The organism is Paraburkholderia sp. HD33-4 (assembly GCF_021390635.1).
In the GTDB taxonomy this organism is placed as follows: Bacteria; Pseudomonadota; Gammaproteobacteria; order Burkholderiales; family Burkholderiaceae; genus Paraburkholderia.
Genome location: NZ_JAJEJS010000003.1, coordinates 710,907 through 734,903 on the forward strand (window position 1 = coordinate 710,907; position 23,997 = coordinate 734,903).

A 23,997-nucleotide genomic window follows, 5' to 3' on the forward strand; every position below is an offset into this window, starting at 1 on the left:
CCCCCAACCGAAGCGAACAAACATCGGAGACACACATGAAGACGAGTACCCCCACGAGCCGTGCGTTCCTGCGCAAGGCGTTATTCGCTGGCGTCGCCCTCTGCGTAGCCCAACTGGCAAGCGCGGCGACCGTCACGATCGCAACCCTCAACAACCCGGACATGCTCGAACTGAAGAAGCTGTCCGCCAATTTTGAGAAGGCTAACCCGGACATAAAACTGAACTGGGTGATTCTGGAAGAAAACGTGCTGCGCCAGCGGGCGACAACCGACATCACTACGAACAGCGGCCAGTTCGACGTCGTCGCCATCGGGACGTATGAAGCACCGCAATGGGGCAAGCGCGGATGGCTCGCGCCGATGAACAACCTGCCGGCCGACTATGACCTCGAGGACGTCGTCAAGACGGCACGCGATGGTCTCTCGTCGAACGGCCAGTTGTGGGCGCTCCCGTTCTATGTCGAGAGTTCGATGACGTTCTACCGCAAAGACCTCTTTGAGTCGAAGGGTCTCAAGATGCCGGACCAGCCGACCTACGATCAGATCAAGGAGTTCGCCGACAAGCTCACCGACAAGTCCAGGGAGCAGTACGGCATCTGCCTTCGCGGCAAGGCAGGCTGGGGCGAGAACATGGCCTATGTTTCGACGGTGGTGAACACGTATGGAGGCCGATGGTTCGACGAGAACTGGAAGGCACAGATCGATACGCCCGAGTGGAATAAGGCCATTACGTTCTACTCGGACTTGCTCAAGAAAGACGGCCCTCCTGGAGCCAGCTCCAACGGCTTCAACGAAAACCTGACGCTGACGTCCTCGGGCAAGTGCGCGATGTGGATCGATGCGACGGTCGCGGCCGGCATGCTCTACAACAAAGCCCAGTCGCAAGTCGCGGACAAGATCGGCTTTGCAGCCGCGCCGGTTGCGGTGACGCCAAAGGGCTCGCACTGGCTCTGGTCGTGGTCGTTCGCCATTCCGAAGACTTCAAAGTCGCAGGATGCCGCGAAAAAATTCGCCGAATGGGCAACGTCGAAGCAATACATCGAACTGGTCGCGAAAGATGAAGGCTGGGCCTCGGTTCCGCCCGGCACACGCAAATCGACCTACGCACGTCCTGAGTACAAGCAGGCCGCACCGTTTGGCGATTTCGTGCTGAAGGCCATCGAGACGGCGAACCCGAATGATTCGACGCTCAAGAAGGTTTCGTATTCCGGCGTCCAGTTCGTGGGAATTCCTGAATTCCAGTCGTTCGGCACGATCGTGGGCCAGGACATCGCTGGCGTAGTCGCAGGGCAAACAGACGTGGCGTCGGCCCTGAAGGCGGGCAATGCGACCGCCGATCGCGCAGTGCGTCAGGCGGGCTACCAGAAGTAAGGCCGGAATGCGTTGAAATTGTGGTGGCGCTGGCAACTCCCAGCGCTACCACACACTTCCAGGTGAGACGATCATGCAGCAACTTGCTACTTCCGCGCATCCGCCGGTCGCGCAACCCGGCGGACTCGATCAGAAAGGTGCGTCTTCTGCACGCTGGCTGGTCCTGCCGTCCGTCGGCGTCCTTGTATTGTGGATGGCGATCCCCCTTGCGATGACGATCTGGTTTTCGTTCTCGCACTACAACCTGCTGAATCCCGATCTGCGCGGCTTCGCCGGTTTGGACAACTACCGCTACCTCGCGACCGATCCGTCGTTCGGCCCGTCGATCGCGCATACGATCGAGCTGATCGTGTGGGTGCTCGTGATCACCGTGGTCGGCGGCGTGCTGATGGCGATTCTGTTCGATCGCAAGTTCTACGGTCAGGGCGTGGCCCGCCTGCTCGCGATCGCGCCGTTCTTCGTGATGCCGACGGTCAGCGCGCTGATCTGGAAGAACATGATCCTGCACCCGGTCTACGGGCTCGTCGCTCAGGGCATGCGCGCGCTCGGCATGCAGCCGATCGACTGGTTCGCCGACTATCCGCTGACCGCGGTGATCATGATCGTCGCGTGGCAGTGGTTGCCGTTCGCGTTCCTGATTCTTTTTACGGCGATCCAGTCGCTCGACCAGGAGCAGAAGGAAGCCGCGAAGATCGACGGCGCGGGTCCGTTCTCGATGTTCTTCTACATCACGCTGCCGCACCTGCGACGCGCGATCGCGGTCGTCGTGATGATGGAGACGATTTTCCTGCTGTCGATCTTTGCCGAGATCTACACGACCACGGGCGGTGGTCCGGGCAACGCGACCACCACCTTGTCGTACCTGATCTTCGCGCTCGGCCTGCAACAGTTCGACGTTGGTCTCGCGTCCGCGGGCGGCATTCTCGCGGTCGTGCTGGCCAATATCGTGTCGTTCTTCCTCGTGCGGATGCTCGCGAAGAACCTGAAAGGGGAGTACGAAAAATGAGCCATGTTGCCTCCACTCCTGCATCGACGACGCAGCCGGTCGCGCTGCCGCACAAGTCGCCTTTTGAGCCGGTGCTGCGCGCGATTCCCGGCGTGCTCGCCTGGCTGGTTGCGCTGCTGCTGTTCTTCCCGATCTTCTGGATGACGATCACCGCGTTCAAGACCGAGCAGCAGGCCTACGCGTCGTCGCTGTTTTTCATGCCGACGCTCGACAGCTTCCGCGAGGTGTTCGCGCGCAGCAACTATTTCTCGTTCGCGTGGAACTCGATCCTGATCTCGGTCGGCGTCACGCTGTTGTGCCTGATCCTCGCGGTGCCGTGCGCGTACGCGATGGCGTTCTTCCCGACGCGGCGCACGCAGAAAGTGTTGCTGTGGATGCTGTCGACGAAGATGATGCCGTCGGTCGGCGTGCTGGTGCCGATCTATCTGCTGTGGAAAAGCAGCGGCCTGCTCGATACGGTGTCGGGTCTCGTCATCGTCTATACGCTGATGAATCTGCCGATCGCGGTCTGGATGGCGTTCACGTACTTCGCCGAAATACCGCGCGACATTCTCGAGGCCGGGCGGATCGACGGCGCGGCGACGTGGCAGGAGATCGTCTATCTGCTGATGCCGATGGCGCTGCCCGGGCTCGCGTCGACCGCGCTGCTGCTCGTGATCCTGTCATGGAACGAGGCGTTCTGGAGCATCAACCTGTCGAGCTCGAACGCGGCACCGCTGACGGTGTTCATCGCGTCGTATTCGAGTCCTGAAGGACTGTTCTGGGCCAAGTTGTCGGCCGCTTCGTTGCTGGCGGTCGCGCCGATCCTGATCGTCGGCTGGCTGTCGCAGAAGCAGTTGGTGCGCGGGCTCACGTTCGGGGCGGTCAAGTGACGGACAATCGCGGAGAAATGCACCTTGCTCTGATCTGCGATTGCGACGGCGTGCTCGTCGATAGCGAGACCATCGCGGGCGCGACAATAGTTCGCGAACTCAAAGCTCTCTGGCCTGGCATCGAGATCGAGCCGGTTGTGACGCCGCTGCTTGGCTTTCGGACTGAACGGGTCCTAGAGGCAACGGCGGCAACACTCGACAAGACACTGACGCTTGAGGAAATTGAGGCAATTCATCGCGAAGTCAGAGCAGCCGCGATCCTCGCTCCGATGGTGCGAGGGATCGATGCTGCGCTGGCGAGCATCCCTCTGCTGAAAGCATGCGCCAGCAACAGCTACTCGGATTACGTTGCCCATACCGTTGATCGCACCGGCTTAAAGCGATTCTTTGAAGGAAGGCTGTTCACCGCAGATCTGGTGGCCAATCCGAAGCCAGAGCCGGACGTATATCTTCTCGCCGCAACAAAGTTGGCCATCTCGCCCGCGCGATGCCTTGTCGTTGAAGACAGTGTCGCGGGCGCAACGGCGGCAGTGTCGGCCGGGATGACAGTGCTCGGATATGCCGGAGGCGCGCATGACCCAGGAGAGCAGGCTCTCAAACTGAGTAGTGTCGGGGTCGAGGTTACGTTCAATCAAATGAGTGATCTTCCTGGCCTCGCGAAGGCGTGGACAAGGGAGCTCGGATTCAGCTGGCCGCCGGTAACGGCGGAATGAAGGAAAAGGAGACGCACCATGGCAGGTCTGACTTTGCGTAACGTAAGCAAGCGCTATGACGAGAATGAAGTCATGCGCGATATCAACCTCGATATCAGGGACGGTGAATTCGTCGTATTTGTTGGTCCAAGCGGATGCGGCAAGTCGACGCTCATGCGGATGATCGCAGGACTCGAGGAGATCAGCGGTGGAGACCTCGATATTGACGGCGTGCGTGTCAACGAGGTGCCACCCGCCAAGCGGGGCATTGCGATGGTGTTCCAGTCATACGCGCTCTACCCGCACATGTCGCTGTACGACAATATGGCGTTTGGCCTGAAGCTGGCGGGCGCGAAAAAACCTGAAATCGATGCCGCTGTGCGCAATGCAGCGAAGATCCTTCACATTGACCATCTGCTGGAACGCAAGCCCAAGCAGCTATCGGGTGGCCAGCGTCAGCGCGTTGCAATCGGTCGCGCAATCACGCGCAAGCCGAAGGTGTTCCTGTTCGACGAACCGCTGTCGAACCTTGACGCTGCACTGCGCGTAAAAATGCGGCTTGAATTCGCGCGACTGCATGACGAACTCAAGACCACGATGATCTACGTGACACACGATCAGGTCGAAGCGATGACGCTCGCGGACAAGATTGTCGTGTTGTCGGCGGGAAACATCGAGCAGGTTGGAACGCCGAACGAGCTTTACCATGCGCCGGCGAACAGGTTTGTAGCGGGTTTCATTGGATCGCCGAAAATGAACTTCCTGGAGGGGACAGTCGACTCGGTCGGACAGGACGGCGTCATGGTCAGATATGCAACGGGGGCGATGCAGCTCGCAGCCGTCGACGCGGGCAAGGCACGCCCCGGCGACAAAGTGACGGTGGGCGTGAGGCCTGAACACCTCCTCGTAGGCTCGTCTTCGGACGGGTTGGCAGCGAAGGTTATGGCCGTGGAATCCTTGGGTGACGCCGCTTACCTTTACGCAGAAAGTTCGCTCGCACCTGACGGCTTGATTGCTCGGATCCCTCCGCTGGAACGTCACGCCCACGGTGACAGCCTGAACTTGACGGCGTCGTCCGACCATTGCCACGTCTTCGATGCTGCCGGCATCGCGTTCAGAAGATTTGGCGGCCATGCGTTGGCGGCTTAAGACATTTTGATTCAGACAAGTACATTTTCTAGTGGAGTATGGGTTCAAACCTCGGCAACCGGGGGGATTCTCGACAAGGGTTTGACTTGCTCGCGTGGCTGATTCCCGGTCACACGAGATGACGAATATCAATGTCCCGCCGGCCAACGCGCGATTTACCGCTTTACCAGGGAGGAAAAGGGACTGCAACGCTGCTCTTACAGGAGCAGTGCTTGTCCCCAGTGCCCCATGAAGTCGCAATGCACGCCGAGCGTGTACCGACGAATCTCCCGATGGGAGCACGAATCAGTGCTGGAGGTAGTCCAGCGGCGGCTCGACAAAACGCCAGATGCGATGACAGTCCGAAGGCGGACCGTAGAACAGGTCTTCGGGACGTTCAAGCACTGGATGGGTTACACGCACTTCCTGACACGCAGGCTGACCAACGTCGGTACCGAGATGAGCCTGCATGTGCTGAGCTACAACCTCATGCGAGTGCTAAGAATACTGGGGTTCTCGAGAACAATGAAAGCGATGCGACTGGCGGGTGCATAAGGCCCGACCCGTTATGCCTGCCGAGCGGACGAGAGACGACGGGTCGGGAAGGTAAGAAAGCCGTTCAGCCGATTGTTCACTAGTGCGGGAGTAAGTGACATGCGTCGCCCACCTTTGAGCAGTGCGATGACCTGTGAAGCTATCCGGCGGCTTCGGAAATGTTGCGGCATCCCGCCTGCTATCGGAGTCACGAAACTCTTCGTGCGCATAGTGTTCGCGCGGCCGTCCGTGCCAGCATCCGGCATGGATGGGGTTCTGCGCGCAGTGACAGTGCCCCGCGCGTCAATGAACATCGACATTGGAAACTTTGCTCCAGCAGACCCGGGATCTTATGGACAATTCGGCTATCAACTCTCTCTATAGGCGATTTGGTGAGTGGCAGCCCAAAGTGCATCTGAGGAGTTATGGGTTTTCGCTACCTGGATAGCACGAGTCCATAATGGAACGACTTCTATTCATGCCACTAACTTCTCTGATGCAAACTATAACTGGAAGCGAAATATCTCCGATCTTTCTATCCGGAAGATCAGTGATAGATGGGTCCAACCGATTAGCCGATAGTCGCGCTCCACGAGATAACGATAAATTGCCGAGTTCATGATGTCATTCATCGACATCAATGTCGATTCCACGATGACAATTTTTGGCCTGTACTTCTTGAGATCGATTGACCGCAGCACATGATAGTCGTGACCTTCCGCGTCGATTGAAAGTAGATCGATCTCCCGCGCGGAGTAACAGCTATTCTCCAACACTTCATTGAGCGTCGTCGTCTCAACGTTCCTCACGGAGATAGGGGTTTCGGTTCGTCGCGCGACTTCTCCGGGATCTATGGTAGAAGTCAATCCATAAGCGGAAAAACTGTAGGCCTGCCGCGTTGCCTTCTCGTTAGAGATTGCTGCGCACACGTTGGTATCATCAGACCTCGCAAGCTTGAATGCCTCGATTTTCACCGGATCCATATCGATGTTGATGCCACGCCAACCTCGCCGGTACAACGCATATGTGTTCGAGAATTTAATGGGATGGTAAGCGCCCACATCCACATAAACACCGTTGTTGAAGGACGGACTGATGATCTCGCGCAGTACGGCATCTTCTCCATATTGGGAATAGTACAGGCGAGCGCCCCTCGTTATCCAGGTCTTTCGTATAAGCCATATAGAGTGAGGAATGTCTTTGAAAGTCAACATGGTGGCTTGCATTCAGTGATCGATCTGCGCCTATCGCCGTAGCCTAGACGATCTCGAGCGATTTACAAGCATTTCTTCGCTCTCACCGCTCGTCCGCATTCCGTGAACCATGCACGATTCATCGGCTTCAAATTGGCCGTTTCGAACGCTCGCCCGAAAGCGATCAGCACTTCGTTTCGCGTCCATTTGTTGAGTTCGGCGCAATAGAGCTCGTTTTCTTGAAGCACTTGCCACACACGGCTCCCAGACTTGATGGATGGAGACGAGACGTTTGAACCGTCGCGCTGCTGGACTGGTCGACGACTGCAAGGGGGGCCGGCGAGTCATTGCTGGACTTCCAGCCCAGTCATGCGTGGCGTTATCAGATCCAGCACGAGGTGGACGGGCTAGCTCATCAGATCGGCGCCCTCTAGCAAGGCCTCAGGACTGTCCAGCGATTCGACGAGATAACCAGACGCGCGCAGCAATCTGCCGAACGCGGTACGCGCGCCATGGTCGCCGTCTACGATCAATACTCGGCTGGCGGATCGCGATACCCAGACCGATGCATTGCTGCTTGGCGTATCGGGCCGAGAAAATCCCAGCGGCTCCTATGGCCAGATGGTTGGCCTGCAAGAGCGAATTGGTCACCATGCTGCCTCCGTATCCGCACTACGGTCTTATCAACTGGAAGCCGTTTGCCGCCTCCGGTATGCACGACTGATGGTCCCGACAGCCGAGCGACAAATGGGGCATGAGTTGGCCTACCGGCATACATTCGGTGCCGAATGCGTTAGCCACTCGAGAAAAAAATCTCAGCCGTTCTCCGCCATTTGCGTAGCGGTCGGCTAATGCTCTGAGAGTGAATTTTCGTGTGCTACAGATCCGCTACGGCAACGGTAGCAATTCATGTTTGCCAAGCCTGGCGCTTGTCATTTCATCCCCTTTAGCTATCGTCGTCGCCCGAAGAAGTTCCGGCAAAGCGACTTCGAAGGGCGCCATTCGGCCCCGAACAGATGTGGGTACTCTGGTCGAGATTCGGGGATCTTTGTACGCGAATCGACGGCTGTTTTTCGACCCAGCCGGGATGGTCGTGCCGGTTAGCGAAGCGCAGTGACGACCTCCCGACACCTGGCGTCAATTCACACCGGTCGAATCGCATTGGAAATCGAAAAAACGTTCTCGCCGGAATATACAAAATCACGTTGCATTTCGACATGCCACTTCAAGAAGTTCCGACTGTTCGATTTCCGTGGAATCATCCAATCGTGCAGTTCAATGATCACCAGCGGAAATCTGTTTATGTCCTCGGAGGGGCGCGAAAAGAGGTCCTCCTCTGCACCCTCGATGTCAATCTTCAGGATGAACGGCGTTCCGCTCGATTTCGCCATCACCTGTTTCAACGTCATCGCTTCGACTGGGTACGAGTGATTGGTGGGCTGCTGAGCCGTACGATATGCCCAGGCGCCCCCCCCGGGATCGTCCAGATAAAGCGTACCACTGGTCGATGCAATGGCGGCATTCAGCGGGACTATCGATGGGAACGGAATCGAGTTGCTCTTGAGAAATTCGAAGTTCGATACATCCGGCTCGATAGCTAGAATCTTCGCTTTCGGATACGTGAGCGCAAACCAGACCGCGCTAGCCCCGATGTTGGCGCCTGCGTCGACGATGATCGGATCCGGACAGGCCCGATAAAAGTCGACTATTTCTTGCGACCGGAGAAGATGGTCCGTTGCATAGTCGCGTCGAAAAAAAATCTGTTTGCACACCGCCCGGTCCGATATTGAGGGTCGGAAATTGAAGTGCTGTCCGCCGGGAAGCTTCAACCCATGCAGACCGTATCGAGGGGTTCCCCAAGCATCGAGAGACCGATTTTTAGGTCGCAGCAATCGTACGAGCCCCGGCGGCAATATCTCCTTCAGGGTGGATTTCACAAGGTCGTGCATATCGAATCTCCGCGTGGTTCTACCGAGAGGGGCACCCGTGGACGAAATGCCTGTACGGTTCCGCCAAGGGTGAGGGTAGATTCGCCTCTCCCACCCTAACGATTCCCGTGTCTCCGTCGTGCCGCTTACGTCGCGTGCTGGATACATGCGGCCAGAATTGGAACCTGCTAATCACCTCCAAAATAAAGCTGCTTCATTTCCTCTGTAGTAGCGGGATGGGTAGTAGCGCGAGAGCCGGATACGGATGTGCCCGACGTCGCCCCGCCATAAGCAGTAGTGCCGTTTTGGCTCGATACGCGCGCCTGAGCCGCCTGGATATCTGCCGGATAATTCGGAACTTCTCCTTTTCCTGGGTCATAGCCGGCCTGCTCCAGCTGCTGTAGCTCGGCGCGTATTTGCGCACGAGTGGGGGTCGCATCCGTCTGAGAGAGTGCGGCGACTGGCACCGCGAGCGCCGACATCACGGCGATCGCCATAGCAATTGTTCTCATGGGGGAACCTCCTTGTGGATGCCAAGGTTGGGTAATACTGAAGCATGGCTTGATCACTGGCAAGGAAAGTTTAGGCATCCACGCCTTCAACTTCGATACGAACCTCGTCGGTCGCGCGCGAAAGCCGATGCGTTCCGCCGTCGACGGATGGACGGCCGAAGCGCGGTTTTCCTGTCAAGACGACTGCGCGAAACCCATCATAGTTCCGAAGATCGAGTTCTCTCGCTGTGCGGACAAGCCGACCAAGGTTTTGGCCGAAGCCGACGCCATTGAGTGGGCACGTCGCTAGATCACGTCGTCCAGCGATGTTTTAGAAGCCTTATTAAAACAGGAAAGAGACGCGCACACATCAACGCCCTAGTTCCTCGCATGAAGATGAGCCCTCATAGGTTCTTAAACTGACACTTCGTTGTCGAACCGTGACTCGTCCGCAGTCCGCCCCTTCTGTGCGGCACAACGTCGTCGCACCGCGCTGGTCCATTGACCGGCCAACATGATTAATACGGTCCATCGAGCACAATCATCTCGCGTATGACAGCCCTTGCGTCGCTGATAGCTGGCCTCACGGCGCGGAGCAGTGAGAACAGGAATGCAAAGCGCAGCGATGTTGGTTGCTTTGGCGCATGCGGGTTTTCAAATTCGAGCGGCGAGCAATAACCGATGCCCACTCAACAGCGACGAATACGCAAAATTTTAGGCGGCACAATTAACTGCAAGTTCCCAGTACTCTCCGCGTGCCTACTGGGGGAAAGAAGGGCACGTTCGATTCGGTCACGCGATCTCGTGCACCTCCAACGCGCTCGGCGTTAAATGATCGGCCGTATGGCGCATTCTGCCGTGTCAGCGGCGGTTGAATCGTCTTACGACGCAATAAAAGATCCACGGATGGATCTTGAGCATGGTCATAACGATGGAAAGTTTCAGATGCCGATCGGCAAACATGCCGAGCAGGTGCTTCACGTGCAGCTTCTCCGATACACTTTGCAAAATGGGGCTCGCGAGGCGGTAGGTCGGCGCGGTAATCGCGGTCTGAAACGCGATCGCGCGGAATGCCCAGCTGTATTTGAGCCGGAAGAAGAGCCGCTTGTAGTCGGTAATCGGGAGGGAAGCAGTACTTTTTTCCACGCGGTCCATGATGGCAAAAAGGTCGACGACCTGCGGGTTGAAGCGTCTCGAAATTCCTGATTCACGGAGCATGTATGAATAGAGCTTGTCGGGAATGAGGCGAACCACCTTCGCGTTGGCGAGCGTTTGTACCGACACGCAAACGTCTTCGAAGATGAGACCGCACGGATGCTCGGCCGCGACGAAGATGGAGCGGCGCACGAGCTTGTTCCAGCAAAAGGCTGGCAGCCTGAGTTCGAGAATTTTCTGGACGGCTTCCACGCCAGTGATGATGCCGTCGCCGGAATCGATGTCATAGTTCACGGTGCCATCGGGGCTGATGCTTTCGGCGGCAAAAATGACGACATCTGCGTCGTGCTGGTCGGCTTCGCGCAGCACGGTGCGAATGAGATCGCGATGGACATGGTCGTCACTGTCAACGCAGAGCACGTAGTCGCCGCGCGCTTCCGATGCGGCGATTTTTCGCGTTTCAGCGAGTCCTTTGTTGTCGATGTTTCTGACGAGCTTCCAGGGAATGCGATCCTGTTGCCCGAGAACCAGGGCGGCGATTTCACCGGAGCGATCGGGGCTGCTGTCGTCGACGGCGATGATTTCGAAATCGGTGCAGGATTGCGACAGCAGCGAGTCGAGACAGTCCTCGATATAGTCTTCGACCTTGTAGACAGGCAGCAGAACGCTGATTCTCGGTGCGGACATACACAATGCTCCTGGAGCTAAGCGCGGCGTGAACTAACCGTCTATATCGCAAACGCTTGTTTCGCGAAGAAATTAGCTAATCACGAATGATGTTGTGGAGGCAAACCGGGCCGACCTGAAGTGCCAGCCGTCCTGGTCTACGAGGATCGCCAGGAACCGAAATAAGCAGACAATTGGGCCCAGGCCGTCGCAGCGCAACCACAGGACCAAGTCGACCAGCATGCGGGCAGGAACGAAGTACTCTAAAAAGTCTTTATATATGCTTCGCTGCACCAATATGAGAGGAACCGGCGCAAACTGGTGAGGTATTGGCGCATGCCAACGCTTTGGTTGAAGTTGATGAGGCCGCCGCGGCAGATGGAGGCAGTCGAACTTATGTGCGAGCAGGGAAACTTCACGTCGGCCTTGCGCGCGAAATCGTCACCGCCACTCCGCCGGAGCAGCTCGAGTGCGGCCCTGGTATTCGTGGAAAACGGAGCAAGGAAGTCGCAGAGCAGCTCGCCCATCTCGGGCGTGAACTGGCGTTGCCTTGGTACGCCGCATCGAATGCGTGCCATACGCTGTCGGATCAAGCCCCGCGGCATCTGCCCATCGACGTATCATCCGGGCGTATTGGCGGGTTGAAAGATGGGGGGCGCCAATAGGCGACTTGGGAAGAGGTACTGCTCCGACCTCAGGGCAGCCTTCTCAAGCCACGCGCCGACCGCCTTCCGGGTCGACTCGGTCAGTTCAAACTGGACAGGACGTTGTGTCTTTCGCTGAATGACTTGTGCCCTCGCCAGGACCTGATTGCCGTGCGTCACTTCGCGGACTCGCAGACTGACAAGATCACAACCACGCGGTTTGCTGTCGAGTGCAAGGTTGAACAGGGCGAGGTTGCGAACAGCATGGGCGTTTTGAAGATGGATCCCGATGGCCTGGACGTCTTTCTGGCTTCAGCGGTGGCTTCTGGCCGACCAGCTTGCTTTTGTTCCATGCCTCGCGAGATTTTTCGGTGTTCATCACAATCTCCCACAGGGATAATGGGAGTTCAATTGTGGTACCCGACCTTGGCGCACTCTGTGGACGGATTTGACCGATGTTCGCTTCCGGCCTGGGCTAGGTGGTGCCGTTCAGGGATCTAACGATGCCTACTGCCGGACGGCCAGTCAGCAACAGAAAGCAACCCGGCAAATCTCGGCCGAAGCCGCCGGTCGCCGAACAGGGGCTGTGCGGCGGCTGAAGGTCGGTTCGGCGACATCCACAAACAGGTGCATCTTCCCGAACCATTGCGGCTAATCGCCCTCCGACGACCGCTGCGGCGCATTTTGGAGGAGAGCGGTCATACTCCCAATGATTTCCCTGCACTATTGGCATGCCGATCGTGAGCCACGACCGCCTGGAACGTGGCCAGTGCTGTCAAGACGGTGCGGGGCACTGCCCACGCCGCCTCAAATGACCGCCCTTTCGTCGACCGGTCCCCGGCGACCCGCGGTACCACGTGCCCCAATAAAAAGAAGGGCCGCCAACAGCACAACGCCGCTCAGCACGATGAGCCCCGCGACATTCGATCCAAAGCTCGCATCGGCCCACGCTTTGACGTTCGGCGACACAAAGTTGCCGACGTTGCCGATGGTGTTCACCATTGCGACGCCCGACACGGCAGCGATTCCGCCGACGCAGTTCGTGAGCATCGTCCAGAAGATCGGTTGCACAGCCCAGAGCCCCGCGACGGCGATGCACAGCGCGATCACCGAGATGGCCGGCGAAGCGCCGGCTGACGCGAACATCGCGAAAGCGGCGACAGCGAGGCTTGCACAGCCGAAAAGTGTCAGACGTCCGGTACGCCCGGCTGCTTTCGGCACGGCGTAGGTTGCAACAAGCGCACATGCCCAGGGGATCGCAACGACCAGGCCGACCAGTGTGTTCGGCCCCGTGCCCAGCAATTTGCCGATAAATGTTGGCAGATAGAACACCACGACGGACACGCCCATCTGGATAAGGAAGAACACGAGCCCGAAATAAAGCACGGTGCGATTCGCTAGAGCCGCTCCCAGACTATGCGGACTGTGCGACGCCTTCGCTGCATCTTCGGCAGCTAGCGTGGCGGTGAGTTCGCGTTTTTCGTCGGCGTCGAGCCACGATGCATCGGCGGGTTTGTCGTCGAGATAGAAATACGCCCACACGCCGACCGCCGCCGCCGCGAGACCTTCGAGCATGAACATCCACTGGTGGCCGTGCAAGCCGAGCACGCCGTCAAAGCGCAACAGAAACCCCGACAACGGCGAGCCGAACATGAACGCGAGCGGCGCCCCAAAGTAGAACAGACCCATTGCCTTCGCGCGACGCGCATCCGGGAACCAGTAGGTCAGGTAAAGAATCACGCCTGGGAAAAAGCCTGCTTCACATGCGCCGAGCAGGAAGCGCAGCACCACGAAGCTCGTCGGCCCTTTGACGAACATCGTCGCGGCGGACACGAGTCCCCATGTCACCATGATGCGGCACATCCATAGGCGCGCGCCGACCTTGTGAAGCGCGAGATTGCTCGGCACTTCGAGCAGCACGTAAGCGACAAAGAAGATGCTTGCGCCGAACGCGAACGCTGCGTCGGAGATCCCGACGACGTCGTGCAGAGCCTGCTTCGCAAAGCCGACATTCGCGCGATCGAGGAACGCCAGCACGTACATCAACAGCAGAAAAGGGATCAGGCGACGCGTCGCCTTGTCGGCCGCGCGATCGGCGGCCGCGTTGCCGAGGGAATCAGCTTGCATGATGTGTCTCCTCCTTCGAGGGTTGCGGGCCTGTACCGGCCCCTTCGATGATTCGATGAAATGGTCAGGCGTCGTTCCACGCACGCCGCATGAACGCAACGCTCTCGCGCATCGATGTGAGCGGTTCTCCTTTGAAGCCGCATTCGGCGCTCAGCAGTCGGTCGTATCCGCACGCCTTGAGGTTGCCGAAGAACGTCGGATAGTCGTAGGTGCCCGTACCGGGATTCAGACGACCCGTGTCCGCGAGATGGATATGCGCGAGCCATTCGCCGTGCGTCTGAAGTTCATCGAGCGGCTCGCTTTCTTCATCCATGTGATAGAAATCCGCGAGACCGCGCACTTCGTCGCGCCCCAGCAGCTTTGCGAGCCGCGCGCCATCGCCGACGCTGTTCACCAGATTCGATTCCTTGCGATTCAGTGGCTCGATGACGAGCGTCGCGCCCGTGCCGTGCAACGCATCGGCGCACCATGAAAGCGTCTTCAGGAATTCGTCTTCCGCCTGGGCTTGCGACCAGCCATCGGGGATGTTGCGCGTCCAACCGCTGCCGAGCACGACGATCCGTGCGCGTGCCATCGTCATCAATTCGACGACGCGATCGAAATACGCGCGATTGCGCCGCTCGTCCTTTTCGGGCCCAACGATGCGCGCATCGTGCGGAAACAGGTAGCTGAACGCGAGCGCAGGCAACGGTAAATCGCCTACACGTGCTTTGGCGTCCACAAAGGCCGCATCGTCTTCGAGCTTCATCGGCACCAGTTGCGCCTCGATGTAATCGAGCCCGGCCTCTTTCATCAGTGCGGCGTTCTGAAGTGGTCCACACCAGCCGAATCGGGGGATCGTCGTCATATCGTCTCCTTGCCTTGCAAAGGGTTCAGTAGCTCAGCTTCGCGACAGAACGCAGCACGTCCGGCGTGGTTGTCGGAAAGCCGAAGAATTCGAGGTAGGCGGGAATCTGCTCGAACAGCATGTCCGAGCCAACCTGGAAGCGGCAGCCGCGGGCCTGTACGGCCTTCAGAAAGGCCGTCATTTCGTTCTTCATCACGACTTCACCGACGAAGGTCTCAGGCGCGATGCGCTTTACATCCACCGGTAATGGATCGCCGTCGCTCATGCCCATCGGCGTCGCGTTCACAACGAGGTCGTAACCGGCCGGATCGTTGCTGCCCGTCGTGACTTCGAGCCTCGGGTAATGCGTTGTGAGGCGCTCTTTCAGGCTTTGTGCCGATTCGGCCCGCGCATCGAAGAGACCGAGCGAGGCCACACCCGCCGCGGCCAGCGATGCGGCGATCGCCGATCCCACTCCGCCGCAGCCCACGACAAGCACGCGTGCGCCTGCGAGTTCGCAGCCCTTGCGCCGTACTCCCCGCACGAACCCTTCGCCATCGAACATGTCGCCGACGAGGCGTCCGTCCTCCGCGCGTCGCACTGCGTTGCACGATCCGGCAATCTTCACTGTGGGTGTGGCGTCGTCGAGCAAGCCAACGGTCGTCACCTTGTGCGGCATGGTGACGAGCGCGCCGCGGATGTTCTCGAGCGTGAAGATCGAGCGGAGGAAGGCCGGGTAATGCTCGGGGGTGCAGCCCATCGGTACGACGACGGCATTCACGCCGGCGTGTTCGAAGTAGGGGTTGTAGATCATCGGCGACTTGAAGGCGTGCGTCGGATAGCCGATGTGGGCGACGAGCCCGGTCTTGCCATTGATCATGCTTGGCTCCGTTTTCAAAGCATGATCCAAGGTTACTATCGCTGATTCGAACTATTATTATCCGATATTGCACCCCATAATCACCAGATCATGCTTAATGAACCGATGCTCGGCGATCTCCGCCTGTTTTGCGAAGTCGCGCGGCGGCTGAGTTTCGTCGCCGCGGCGCACGAATTCGGCAATTCGCAGACCCACGTCAGCAAGCGCATCGCCTTGCTGGAAAAGACCCTCGGGGTGAAGCTGCTCCACCGCACGACACGCCGTGTGTCGCTCACGACGGATGGCGAAACGGTCAATCGCTGGGCGCGCGCAATCCTCCAGGACGTCGATGCGATGCGTGACGATCTGTCCAGTCTGCGGGTAAATCCCAGGGGGTCGCTGCGTATCAGTTCGAGCCAGCGCCTTGGGCGCAGTCACATTGCGCCGATTGTGTCGCTGATGAAGAAGCGCTATCCGGAACTCGAAATCTGGCTGGAATTGGTCGATCGGCGCGTCAATATCGTCGACGAGGGTTTCGATCTCGACATCCGCGTAGGCGCGGCACAGGAACCGGGATTGATCGCGCATCACATTGCCGTCAGTCCCCGTGTGCTGTGCGCGGCGCCCGGCTACCTCGACGCGCATGGCAGACCGAAGAGCGTCGAGGAACTCGCCCAGCACGACTGCCTCGTCTTTCGGGAGCGCGACGAGCCATTCGGCGTGTGGCGTCTTCTCGGGCCGGGTGGCTGGAGCACGGTAAAAGTCACGGGACCGCTGGCTTCGAATCACAGCGACGTCGTGTTGCGCTGGGCCCGCGATGGTCACGGCATCGTGATGGTCGGGCAGTCGTATGTGGCTCAAGCGCTCGCGGAGGGCACGCTCGAGCGCGTGCTGCCTGCGTGGGAGCAACCGGCCGACGTATGGGCGATGTCGGCGGCGCGCGCCGCGCAATCGGCGAAGGTGCGCGTGTGCATCGATTTTCTCAAGCAGGAACTCGCGCACGGCGAGTTCGCGTTGTGGAAATCATGAGCGACACCCTCGCGATGCACTCATTCCAATACCACCATGTATTTCCGCAGATGCTTGATGGTGCGGATACCGAAGATAACCGTGTTGTCCTGTGTACTGACACGGACCCTGTGAAGGGGAACTCAAGCAAAGATGGCTGTCACTATCGCGTGCACGCTGACGGGCGTCAGAACTGATACAGCCCCGCAGGGTTGTCGACCAGCGACTTGTTTCGTCGAGCCTCCTCTGGCACCACTACCATAAGCAAATTTGCTAACAACGCGTCGTCGGGGATACGGTTGAGTGGCTGTTCGGTCGGATGCGGCCAATCGCTCCCCCACAGGACGCGGTCCGGTGCCGCTTGCGCGTACGCCGCAGCGACTGCCACGCTGTCAGAGTAATTCGGAGGTCCGACTTTCGTGTCGTTGTAGAAGCCTGTTAGCTTCACGAACGCTTTGCCGCTTACAAGCAACTCGGACACCATTTGAAATGCCGGATGATGAACGGCATCGGGCTCAGGTATGTGTGCGAGGTGGTCGAACACCACTGGACACGGCAGGTCATACCATGTGCCTCTGGCATCAAGGAGATAAGCTGCCGGCGCATTGACCTGAATGTGCCATCCCATCGCGGCGATACGCTTCGCTAGCGGCTTGACCATTTCGAGTGTCGTGGTCCCAGGCGGCGCCAGGTTAAATCGGATACCGCGCACGCCGCCCTTGTGCAGCTCAGCTAGCTGCGCTTGCGTAACGCTCGTATTGACCACAGCAACGCCGCGTGCGCGTCCGTCAAACTGTGCAATCGCCGCAAGCAACAGCCGATTGTCGATGCCGTAGCTGGAGGGCTGAATGATGACGTTGCGGCTCGTTCCAATACGGTTTTGGAGTTGACGATAATCCGCGACCGTCGCGTTTCCTGGCTTCAGGGTCGCTTCTGGCGCCCATGGGTAGCTATGGTCATAGATATGGTGGTGACAGTCGGTGGCGTTCGGCGGCATTTTCACTCGGGCGGGCTCGGTGCCAGCCGACCAGACAACCGGGCTCGAAGGTGCATGCGCGCATCCCGCGAGTGAAACACCACTACTGGCCGCAGCCAGAGCGCCGAGCGTTTTCAGAGCTGACCGTCGTTTGTCGTTGAATATCGTCATGGTTGTCTCCTGGATATGCGGACTCTTGGAAGGTGAGTACCTCGAATCCGGAAGTATCGCGAGGATGTCGCCTCGGAGAACAAGAAATCCTCGATTTCAGACCGAAGAATATTTGCGCGGTCCGAACGCTGCTTCGCCCTATCTCGAGGAGCGCCAGCGACGGCGGCTACCAAAGAAGTGCTCCTGTGTCATAGAATCGGTTATGGACATTCGTTATGTGCAGAGTTTCGTCGCCGTGGTGGAGAGTGGCTCCATCGCCGAAGCAGCGCGACGCCTTGGGCTGACGGCGACAGCAGTTGCCGCGCGGATTCGCTCGCTCGAAGAAAGCCTTGGAACCACGCTGATTCAACGCTCAGGACGCAACGTTGGACCCACTGCAGAAGGCGTGAAGGTGTTGGACAGCGCGCATGCACTTCTTCGTGCCGTGCGGGATATGCAGGCCGTAGCGCAAGATGGCCAGATGCAAATCGGCGAACTGAGGGTCGGCGTGTTCCAGTCGGCCATGGTCAGCATACTGCCGTCCGTCTTGCAGGGCGTCTATGCCTCGTACCCCGACCTCAAGATTTTTGTCGATACAGGAAGTTCGGTCGATCTCTGCAAGAAGGTCTGTTCCGGCGAGCTCGACGTCGCCATCGTTGTCGAGCCTCAATTCGCCATGCCTAAAACATGCGAATGGCACCCGCTGACTGAAGAGCCACTCATCGTGGTGGCGCACGAATCGATGGCTGGACGAGATGCACATGAACTACTTACGTCCGAGCCCTTTGTTCGATACGCTCGTTCTGTGCTCGGCGGTCAATTGGCAGACCGCTATTTACGAGACCATGATTTGCATCCCAGGCAGCGACTCGAAATTGACGGATTGCTCGCAATCGCGACGCTCGTTGACAAGGGACTCGGCGTATCGTTGGTGCCCGACTGGCCTTCATTGTGGACAAGCGGGCTCGCTATCGCTCGTATTTCGCTTCCCGAACGCGCACCAGTACGTCGTATCGGACTTGCTATCGCGCGGCACTCGCCTCGGTTTGCGTTAGTGAAGCTGTTCTCACAGGCCGCAGCGACCACGTTTAACCGACCTCACGACGACATGCTGGCGTGAAGCCGGCGTAACCGTGAGGAGTCTCGGAACTGTGTAAGACTCCACGCTCCTTTGCTGGCGTGCCTGACACGATGACATCGTGCGGTCCGAGACACTTCTCGTTGCCTCGGACCTGCATGCTTACGCAGACGGGTTGTCTTTCTGAAGACTGGCTGCTCGCAAGAAATCGAAGTCCACCCCTTCGTCCGCCTGCGTCACTGTCTGCAAGAAGAGCTTGCGGTAACCACGGTCGGCTGTCGGTCGCTTGATCGGCGTATCCTCTGCACGCTGCTTCAGTTCATCGTCGGAGACAAGAAGCGACACCTCGCGATTCCGAACGCTGAGACGAATTCGGTCACCGTTTCGAACGTATGCCAACGTCCCCCCGGCGGCCGCCTCGGGCGTAACGTGCAAGACAATCGTACCAAACGCAGTTCCGCTCATGCGGCCGTCGGAGATGCGGACCATGTCTTTCACGCCAGCCCGCGCGAGCTTACGGGGAATCGGAATGTACCCGGCCTCTGGCATTCCCGGCGCACCCACCGGCCCGATGTTCTTGAGAACCAGGACATCGTCAGCGTTCACGTCCAATGATTCGTCGTCGACGCGATTGATGAGGTCTTCGACGTTCTCGAACACAACTGCACGGCCTTCGTGCTCCATCAACTTCGGGTCAGCCGCAGATTGCTTGATGATTGCGCCGCCGGGAGCGAGATTGCCGCGGAGAACCGCCAATCCACCCTGTGGATAGATAGGCTGCGAGAACGAACGCACCACGTCTTGCCTGAACCCGGGGCCGCTTGCCTCAATCTGCTCGCCGAGCGTGTGGCCGCTTACGGTCATTGCATCGAGATGCAGCAAGGGCTTCAATTCACGAAGCAGAGTGGCGACTCCGCCCGCTTTATGGAAGTCCTCCATATAGTGCTGACCCGTCGGCTTGAGGTCGAGCAAAACGGGCGTTTCCTTACCCATCCGATCGAGCGTCTCGAGGTCGATCTTATGACCCAGGCGCCCGGCGATTGCGCTCAGATGCACAATAGCGTTGGTGGACCCACCAATAGCCAGAAGCACGCGCATCGCGTTCTCGAAAGCCTTTGGCGTGAGGATTTTGTCAATGGTCAGTCGTTCGCTGGCTAGCTTGACGGCGGTCGTACCGGTTTGCTCCGCGACTCGGATACGGTCAGCCGTCACCGCAGGCGGGGTCGCTGCGCCGGGAACAGTCATGCCGAGGGCTTCGGCGATACACGCCATCGTGCTCGCTGTACCCATGACTGAACACGTTCCCACGCTCGCCACGAGCTGGTTGTTGACGTCGTTGATTTCTTCCTGGTCGATTTCGGTCGCACGAAACTTGCCCCAGTAGCGCCGACAGTCCGTGCATGCGCCAACGCGCTCGCTTCGATGAGAACCTGTGAGCATCGCGCCAGTGACGAGTTGGATAGCAGGCATGCCGGCAGAGGCGGCGCCCATCAATTGCGCCGGCACAGTCTTGTCGCACCCGCCAATGAGTACGACCGCATCCATCGGTTGCGCACGAATCATTTCCTCCGTGTCCATCGACATCAGATTGCGCAGATACATCGATGTCGGCGAGGAGAAGCTCTCATGAATAGAGATGGTCGGGAAGTCGACCGGCAAGCCACCTGCCAGCATGACACCACGCTTCACTGCCTCAACAAGTTGCGGCATGTTTCCGTGGCATGCATTGAAGCCGCTGCCGGTATTCACAATTCCGATGACCGGGCGGTCAAGGGCCTGGTCCGTGTAACCAGCACCTTTGATGAACGCCTTTCGAAGGAACAGCGAGAACCCTTGGTCACCGTACGAGGTAAGTCCGCGCCTCATGCCAGTCGCTTCAGTGGGGGTTTGCGGGGGATCTATCTTGTCAGCCATGACTTTCTCCAAAATTTGCACTTGCTCGCTGTCGCCCACTCTTTTGGTTGTGACCTGTGAGGAAGTGGGCGCACCTGGACGCATTGAGCGCGTTCTAACGAATCGATTAAGTGGTGCACCAACGATCAATGCGCAACTACGGCGGTTTGCAGCCAACCTGCATCCATCACCGGTTCACCACCCGTGCTGGGAGGAACACCAAAATCAGTACCGCCGAGAGCGCCAGACTTCCTGCAACAAGGTACAAGCCTGAGGTTAAAGAATGCGTCTCGGTTTTGAGCCATCCCATCACCGAAGGACTTACAAATCCGGCGAGATTGCCGGTCGAATTGATGAGTGCGATGCCCGCTGCCGCAGCGGTGCCCCCGAGGAACGAGGTGGGCAACGCCCAAAACATCGGCAGTGCGGAAATGATGCCCGCCGCGGCGAGTGACAAGCCAATCATTGCGGGCACAAGTTGGTTGCCGCTAAACGCGCAGATACAGAATCCAAGCGCAGCTACCAGCGCAGGGGCGCTAACGTGCCAGCGACGCTCGCGCTTACGGTCGGCACTACGACCAACCAGAATCATGGAGACGAGAGCGCAGGTGTACGGAATCACGGTGAGCAATCCGACCGTCAGCGGGTCGTTGACGCCGGAAGCCTTGATGATGGTCGGCTGCCAGAAGCCGATTGCGTACGACCCCATGATGATGCCGAATAGGATAAGACACAGAAGCCAAACCCAGCCGGAGGAGAATGCGTCCTTGACCGAGCCATGAGTGCGCCTAGCCGCGTCGCCATTGATTTCCTGCATGATTTGCGCCTTTTCTTCGTCGCTGAGCCAGTTCGCATCTTTCACGCGGTCGTCCAGGAAGAAGAAGACAATGATGCCAAGCGCGATTGCCGGCACGGCCTCAATAATGAAGAGCCACTGCCATCCGGCATGACCTGCGACTCCAGCGAAAGAGTGCATGATGAGGCCCGAGAGGGGGCCGCCGAGCATGCCTGACACAGGATTGCCCGCAGTGAGAACGGCCATCATCTTTCCGCGCCGATGAGACGGAAACCAGTAAGTCAGGTACAAAATCATGCCCGGATAAAACCCGGCTTCGGCGACGCCAAGCAGGAAACGGACAACGTAAAACATGGTTGGGGTTGTGACCCACGCCGTTGCGAGCGAGAGAACAGCCCAGGTCACCATAATGCGCGCGATCCAGCGGCGCGCACCGACCCGGTGAAGCAACAAGTTGCTCGGAATTTCGAAGAAAAAGTAGCCGACGAAGAACAGGCCTGCTCCTAGACCGTAGACTGCCTCGCTGAAGTTGAGATCGTTCAGCATCTGGAGCTTTGCAAACCCCACGTTCACGCGGTCGAGGTAAGCCACCACGTAACAGGCGAATAGAAGTGGCATGAAGCGCCAGGCCGCCTTTCGAAACGTAGCATCCGCGGACGCGCGATTGGCATCCACAGACATTGCGGGATGTGAGGACATCTTTGTCTCCTGATTAGTCGTCGTGATTGAGCGTTCGACGACGGCATGCCGCCCCTCATGACTGGAGGCGCTTTGCCTGTACTGTTGACCTTCAGAATTCGCTGAACCGCTCGAACCGGATCGCAGTCAGGCATGGGGACTCTGCCTCTGACTATCCATGGTTGAAATATGCAGCAGCGCCTTCGGGCATAGAAGGTGATGGCATATCGTTCAGAACGAAAAAATTTTTCGGTTTGCCGTTTTACGGTTGGTGCCGATTGGCGGGACGGTATTCGCCACGCGGCCGGGAGTTGTCGTATCGAAAGCAGGATAGGCCGCGCGAGTGTTTGCATTTCCGGGTGCCCGGAAGGGTCGCGATACGTTCACGATGCAGGCGATGCCCGTAAGTCCATCCGCCGCGACGGCGACACATGCGCAAGCGGCGGGGCCGAAGGCGGTGCCGCGGTCCGAGGTGATGGGAGCCATGCCTGTGGCACTGACGGTGGGGGCTGCAGTGGCGGCGGTCGGGACGAAGACGGCTGAGGCGGAGACAAGCGCGATTTCGCCGCGCTCTCTGAGCACCGGCAAGAAGCCGGCGGAAGTGCTGGTGTGCTGTGTGGATACGGATGAGCATCGGCCTGCCGACGCGATTTGAAGAATAGTCGTGTGGGCAGGCATTCCCTAACAGCCAGGGAGCATGCGGTGGGCCATGCTCTACCAGTCGCTTGGCGCATGTTCCCGCGGCTGCTCACGAGATCGCGGCTGGCGTCCCAACAACGGTCACGTTACGCGACGTCCAGGACGAGCGCAGAACGCCATGTACGCTGCACGACGGTCGTCGCCGGATTTGGGCGTGGTCCCGCGAAGCCCGGCGCTATGGATGAGCGCGCCCTGTTGATGGCCGCGATTTCGGAGTCTCGCCGAGCGCAGCCCCTCGCGAAATCTTGATAAGCGCGTCACTGCAAGTGATGCACGTAGCGCAGCACCAGGCGCGTTCCCTCGGGCCGGTTGCGTGCATCCGCCTCGAAATACGCATTGAACATCAGGTGGTCATGCTGGGAGAAGCTATACATCGCACCCGGACCGATCGCCCATACAGCTTCACGCTGTCCAGCCACATCCTGCCCATTGACCTTCATGTCGGTGATCTGGCGCAACCAGTAACCGTTGAGGCCGATGCGCAAACCCGGATTTACCTCGTATTCCGTGGCGAGGTTGGCGTGCAGCGCCTGCCCGGCCTGAGATGACGTCGTGTCCGCTCCCAGGCCCTGATAGGGCCGATTGTTCGTGGCGTTCCACAGGTAGTGCAGGCGCCAGGAAACCGTCCACCTGGGCGTGAGCCAGGCAGTCGCCGCCCAGTACGGATCGACTGACCAGAAGCCGCTGCCCGGGCTGATCGCCTTGCTCGGGTCGTAGGCACCCGTTGGTGCAATGATCTGGAATTCGAAACGTTGCGCGAAACGAGGTCCGTCGGGGCCCATGACCGGGTCGAACTGGATGAACGGCCCGATAAGCAAATCGCCAAAGCCGGTGCGCGCGTTCAGCGCCACGTCCCCCATGCCGTCGTCGGTATGGGCCGATGCCACCCACGGCAGGATCACGTCAATGCCAGGATGCGCGCCGGCAATCTTGAGCGGCGACTGGTAAACGAGTTGCGTCAGGCCCGCAAAGATATCGATGTTCTGCTTCGGCAGAGCGACCTTGTTGCCGGCATTGTCGTTGATGCGGTCTGCCGTGTAGTACTCGAGATACTGCGTTGCATACCAGCCGGACCCCGCTGGCGGCGCGCCATCGAGAAAGCTCGTGAAACCAAGGTTGATGTTGGGCAGGTCGCTGGCAATTGCCGGCGTGTTGAAAGCGAGGACAGTTGCAGCGAGGCAGAAGAGCAGCTTGTGGGAGCGACGGTGCTTCATGTAAATTCCCATTC

The 23,997-nt window shown here is 58.8% G+C and carries 20 protein-coding genes and 2 pseudogenes; 11 read left to right on the top strand and 11 right to left on the bottom strand.

The features are described 5' to 3' along the window. The first annotated feature begins 35 nt into the window (after positions 1 to 35). The 6 genes and pseudogenes from L0U84_RS37805 to L0U84_RS37830 all read left to right on the top strand — a co-directional run. A complete protein-coding gene (locus L0U84_RS37805; protein WP_233858276.1) occupies positions 36 to 1,370 on the top strand; it encodes an ABC transporter substrate-binding protein in 1,335 nt (444 codons plus the stop codon). A 145-nt stretch (positions 1,371 to 1,515) separates the two neighbouring features. Next, positions 1,516 to 2,376: pseudogene (locus L0U84_RS37810) on the top strand (carbohydrate ABC transporter permease); the annotation flags it as partial. Next, positions 2,373 to 3,248, top strand: coding sequence for a carbohydrate ABC transporter permease (locus L0U84_RS37815; protein WP_233858280.1), 876 nt, complete (start codon positions 2,373 to 2,375; stop codon positions 3,246 to 3,248). The pseudogene L0U84_RS37810 and the gene L0U84_RS37815, both read left to right, overlap by 4 nt. Before the next feature lie 17 nt (positions 3,249 to 3,265). Next, on the top strand, positions 3,266 to 3,961 hold the full coding sequence (locus tag L0U84_RS37820) for an HAD family hydrolase (RefSeq protein ID WP_233858282.1): 696 nt from the start codon (positions 3,266 to 3,268) through the stop codon (positions 3,959 to 3,961). 18 nt (positions 3,962 to 3,979) lie between these two features. Next, on the top strand, positions 3,980 to 5,089 hold the full coding sequence (locus L0U84_RS37825; protein ID WP_233858284.1) for an ABC transporter ATP-binding protein: 1,110 nt from the start codon (positions 3,980 to 3,982) through the stop codon (positions 5,087 to 5,089). Positions 5,090 to 5,197: 108 nt separating this feature from the next. Then, positions 5,198 to 5,623: pseudogene (locus tag L0U84_RS37830) on the top strand (transposase); the annotation flags it as partial. A 482-nt stretch (positions 5,624 to 6,105) separates the two neighbouring features. Here L0U84_RS37830 and L0U84_RS37835 read toward each other — a convergent pair. The 3 genes from L0U84_RS37835 to L0U84_RS37845 form a co-directional block, all read right to left on the bottom strand. Further along, positions 6,106 to 6,828 carry an FkbM family methyltransferase gene (locus L0U84_RS37835; protein ID WP_233858285.1) on the bottom strand — a complete coding sequence of 241 codons (723 nt, stop codon included), beginning with the start codon at positions 6,826 to 6,828 and terminating at the stop codon, positions 6,106 to 6,108. A gap of 1,109 nt (positions 6,829 to 7,937) precedes the next feature. After that, positions 7,938 to 8,744 (bottom strand): FkbM family methyltransferase, encoded by an 807-nt coding sequence (locus L0U84_RS37840; protein ID WP_233858287.1) that lies wholly within the window; start codon positions 8,742 to 8,744, stop codon positions 7,938 to 7,940. 167 nt (positions 8,745 to 8,911) lie between these two features. Beyond that, positions 8,912 to 9,235 (bottom strand): DUF4148 domain-containing protein, encoded by a 324-nt coding sequence (locus L0U84_RS37845; RefSeq protein WP_233858289.1) that lies wholly within the window; start codon positions 9,233 to 9,235, stop codon positions 8,912 to 8,914. A 49-nt stretch (positions 9,236 to 9,284) separates the two neighbouring features. Between L0U84_RS37845 and L0U84_RS37850 the strand changes: the two genes are divergently transcribed. After that, complete coding sequence (locus L0U84_RS37850) at positions 9,285 to 9,524, top strand: hypothetical protein (RefSeq protein ID WP_233858291.1); 240 nt, start codon at positions 9,285 to 9,287, stop codon at positions 9,522 to 9,524. A gap of 551 nt (positions 9,525 to 10,075) precedes the next feature. Here the strand turns inward: L0U84_RS37850 and L0U84_RS37855 are convergent. Beyond that, positions 10,076 to 11,056, bottom strand: coding sequence for a glycosyltransferase family 2 protein (locus tag L0U84_RS37855; RefSeq protein ID WP_233859821.1), 981 nt, complete (start codon positions 11,054 to 11,056; stop codon positions 10,076 to 10,078). A gap of 308 nt (positions 11,057 to 11,364) precedes the next feature. Here L0U84_RS37855 and L0U84_RS44095 point away from each other — a divergent pair, with 308 nt between their 5' ends. Then, on the top strand, positions 11,365 to 11,700 hold the full coding sequence (locus L0U84_RS44095) for a hypothetical protein (RefSeq protein ID WP_326491235.1): 336 nt from the start codon (positions 11,365 to 11,367) through the stop codon (positions 11,698 to 11,700). Between the two features lie 786 nt (positions 11,701 to 12,486). Here the strand turns inward: L0U84_RS44095 and L0U84_RS37865 are convergent. The 3 genes from L0U84_RS37865 to L0U84_RS37875 form a co-directional block, all read right to left on the bottom strand. Then, positions 12,487 to 13,806 carry an MFS transporter gene (locus L0U84_RS37865; RefSeq protein WP_233858293.1) on the bottom strand — a complete coding sequence of 440 codons (1,320 nt, stop codon included), beginning with the start codon at positions 13,804 to 13,806 and terminating at the stop codon, positions 12,487 to 12,489. Between the two features lie 64 nt (positions 13,807 to 13,870). Continuing rightward, on the bottom strand, positions 13,871 to 14,653 hold the full coding sequence (locus tag L0U84_RS37870; RefSeq protein WP_233858295.1) for a sugar phosphate isomerase/epimerase family protein: 783 nt from the start codon (positions 14,651 to 14,653) through the stop codon (positions 13,871 to 13,873). A 25-nt stretch (positions 14,654 to 14,678) separates the two neighbouring features. After that, positions 14,679 to 15,512: a shikimate dehydrogenase family protein gene (locus tag L0U84_RS37875; RefSeq protein WP_233858303.1), complete on the bottom strand. Its 834-nt coding sequence runs from the start codon at positions 15,510 to 15,512 to the stop codon at positions 14,679 to 14,681. A gap of 90 nt (positions 15,513 to 15,602) precedes the next feature. On the opposite strand from L0U84_RS37875, the gene L0U84_RS37880 reads away from it, so the two are divergent. Further along, positions 15,603 to 16,520, top strand: coding sequence for a LysR family transcriptional regulator (locus tag L0U84_RS37880; RefSeq protein WP_233858305.1), 918 nt, complete (start codon positions 15,603 to 15,605; stop codon positions 16,518 to 16,520). 166 nt (positions 16,521 to 16,686) lie between these two features. Here L0U84_RS37880 and L0U84_RS37885 read toward each other — a convergent pair whose 3' ends face one another. After that, positions 16,687 to 17,646, bottom strand: coding sequence for an amidohydrolase family protein (locus L0U84_RS37885; protein WP_233858307.1), 960 nt, complete (start codon positions 17,644 to 17,646; stop codon positions 16,687 to 16,689). Positions 17,647 to 17,848: 202 nt separating this feature from the next. On the opposite strand from L0U84_RS37885, the gene L0U84_RS37890 reads away from it, so the two are divergent. After that, positions 17,849 to 18,745: a LysR family transcriptional regulator gene (locus L0U84_RS37890; protein ID WP_233858309.1), complete on the top strand. Its 897-nt coding sequence runs from the start codon at positions 17,849 to 17,851 to the stop codon at positions 18,743 to 18,745. Positions 18,746 to 18,865: 120 nt separating this feature from the next. Here L0U84_RS37890 and L0U84_RS37895 read toward each other — a convergent pair whose 3' ends face one another. Together L0U84_RS37895 and L0U84_RS37900 are read right to left on the bottom strand one after the other, a co-directional pair. Beyond that, positions 18,866 to 20,617, bottom strand: coding sequence for an IlvD/Edd family dehydratase (locus tag L0U84_RS37895; protein ID WP_233858311.1), 1,752 nt, complete (start codon positions 20,615 to 20,617; stop codon positions 18,866 to 18,868). A 166-nt stretch (positions 20,618 to 20,783) separates the two neighbouring features. Continuing rightward, the gene (locus tag L0U84_RS37900; protein ID WP_233858313.1) at positions 20,784 to 22,091 is read right to left on the bottom strand and encodes an MFS transporter; all 1,308 of its coding nucleotides are present in this window, start codon (positions 22,089 to 22,091) and stop codon (positions 20,784 to 20,786) included. A gap of 463 nt (positions 22,092 to 22,554) precedes the next feature. Between L0U84_RS37900 and L0U84_RS37905 the strand changes: the two genes are divergently transcribed. After that, on the top strand, positions 22,555 to 22,725 hold the full coding sequence (locus L0U84_RS37905) for a hypothetical protein (protein WP_233858315.1): 171 nt from the start codon (positions 22,555 to 22,557) through the stop codon (positions 22,723 to 22,725). A 301-nt stretch (positions 22,726 to 23,026) separates the two neighbouring features. On the opposite strand, the gene L0U84_RS37910 is transcribed toward L0U84_RS37905, so the two are convergent. Beyond that, a complete protein-coding gene (locus L0U84_RS37910) occupies positions 23,027 to 23,983 on the bottom strand; it encodes a SphA family protein (RefSeq protein ID WP_233858317.1) in 957 nt (318 codons plus the stop codon). Positions 23,984 to 23,997 lie beyond the last annotated feature (14 nt).

Excerpts from the sequence above, each read along its gene's own strand:
- L0U84_RS37835 (WP_233858285.1), bottom strand. The coding sequence starts at position 6,828 with ATGCAAGCCACCATGTTGACTTTCAAAGACATTCCTCACTCTATATGG.
- L0U84_RS37890 (WP_233858309.1), top strand. The coding sequence starts at position 17,849 with ATGGACATTCGTTATGTGCAGAGTTTCGTCGCCGTGGTGGAGAGTGGC.
- L0U84_RS37845 (WP_233858289.1), bottom strand. The coding sequence starts at position 9,235 with ATGAGAACAATTGCTATGGCGATCGCCGTGATGTCGGCGCTCGCGGTG.
- L0U84_RS37865 (WP_233858293.1), bottom strand. The coding sequence starts at position 13,806 with ATGCAAGCTGATTCCCTCGGCAACGCGGCCGCCGATCGCGCGGCCGAC.
- L0U84_RS37900 (WP_233858313.1), bottom strand. The coding sequence starts at position 22,091 with ATGTCCTCACATCCCGCAATGTCTGTGGATGCCAATCGCGCGTCCGCG.
- L0U84_RS37840 (WP_233858287.1), bottom strand. The coding sequence starts at position 8,744 with ATGCACGACCTTGTGAAATCCACCCTGAAGGAGATATTGCCGCCGGGG.
- L0U84_RS37880 (WP_233858305.1), top strand. The coding sequence starts at position 15,603 with ATGCTTAATGAACCGATGCTCGGCGATCTCCGCCTGTTTTGCGAAGTC.
- L0U84_RS37855 (WP_233859821.1), bottom strand. The coding sequence starts at position 11,056 with ATGTCCGCACCGAGAATCAGCGTTCTGCTGCCTGTCTACAAGGTCGAA.
- L0U84_RS37815 (WP_233858280.1), top strand. The coding sequence starts at position 2,373 with ATGAGCCATGTTGCCTCCACTCCTGCATCGACGACGCAGCCGGTCGCG.
- L0U84_RS37875 (WP_233858303.1), bottom strand. The coding sequence starts at position 15,512 with ATGATCAATGGCAAGACCGGGCTCGTCGCCCACATCGGCTATCCGACG.
- L0U84_RS37895 (WP_233858311.1), bottom strand. The coding sequence starts at position 20,617 with ATGGCTGACAAGATAGATCCCCCGCAAACCCCCACTGAAGCGACTGGC.
- L0U84_RS37805 (WP_233858276.1), top strand. The coding sequence starts at position 36 with ATGAAGACGAGTACCCCCACGAGCCGTGCGTTCCTGCGCAAGGCGTTA.
- L0U84_RS37820 (WP_233858282.1), top strand. The coding sequence starts at position 3,266 with ATGCACCTTGCTCTGATCTGCGATTGCGACGGCGTGCTCGTCGATAGC.
- L0U84_RS37870 (WP_233858295.1), bottom strand. The coding sequence starts at position 14,653 with ATGACGACGATCCCCCGATTCGGCTGGTGTGGACCACTTCAGAACGCC.
- L0U84_RS37910 (WP_233858317.1), bottom strand. The coding sequence starts at position 23,983 with ATGAAGCACCGTCGCTCCCACAAGCTGCTCTTCTGCCTCGCTGCAACT.
- L0U84_RS37885 (WP_233858307.1), bottom strand. The coding sequence starts at position 17,646 with ATGACGATATTCAACGACAAACGACGGTCAGCTCTGAAAACGCTCGGC.
- L0U84_RS37905 (WP_233858315.1), top strand. The coding sequence starts at position 22,555 with ATGCCTGTGGCACTGACGGTGGGGGCTGCAGTGGCGGCGGTCGGGACG.
- L0U84_RS37825 (WP_233858284.1), top strand. The coding sequence starts at position 3,980 with ATGGCAGGTCTGACTTTGCGTAACGTAAGCAAGCGCTATGACGAGAAT.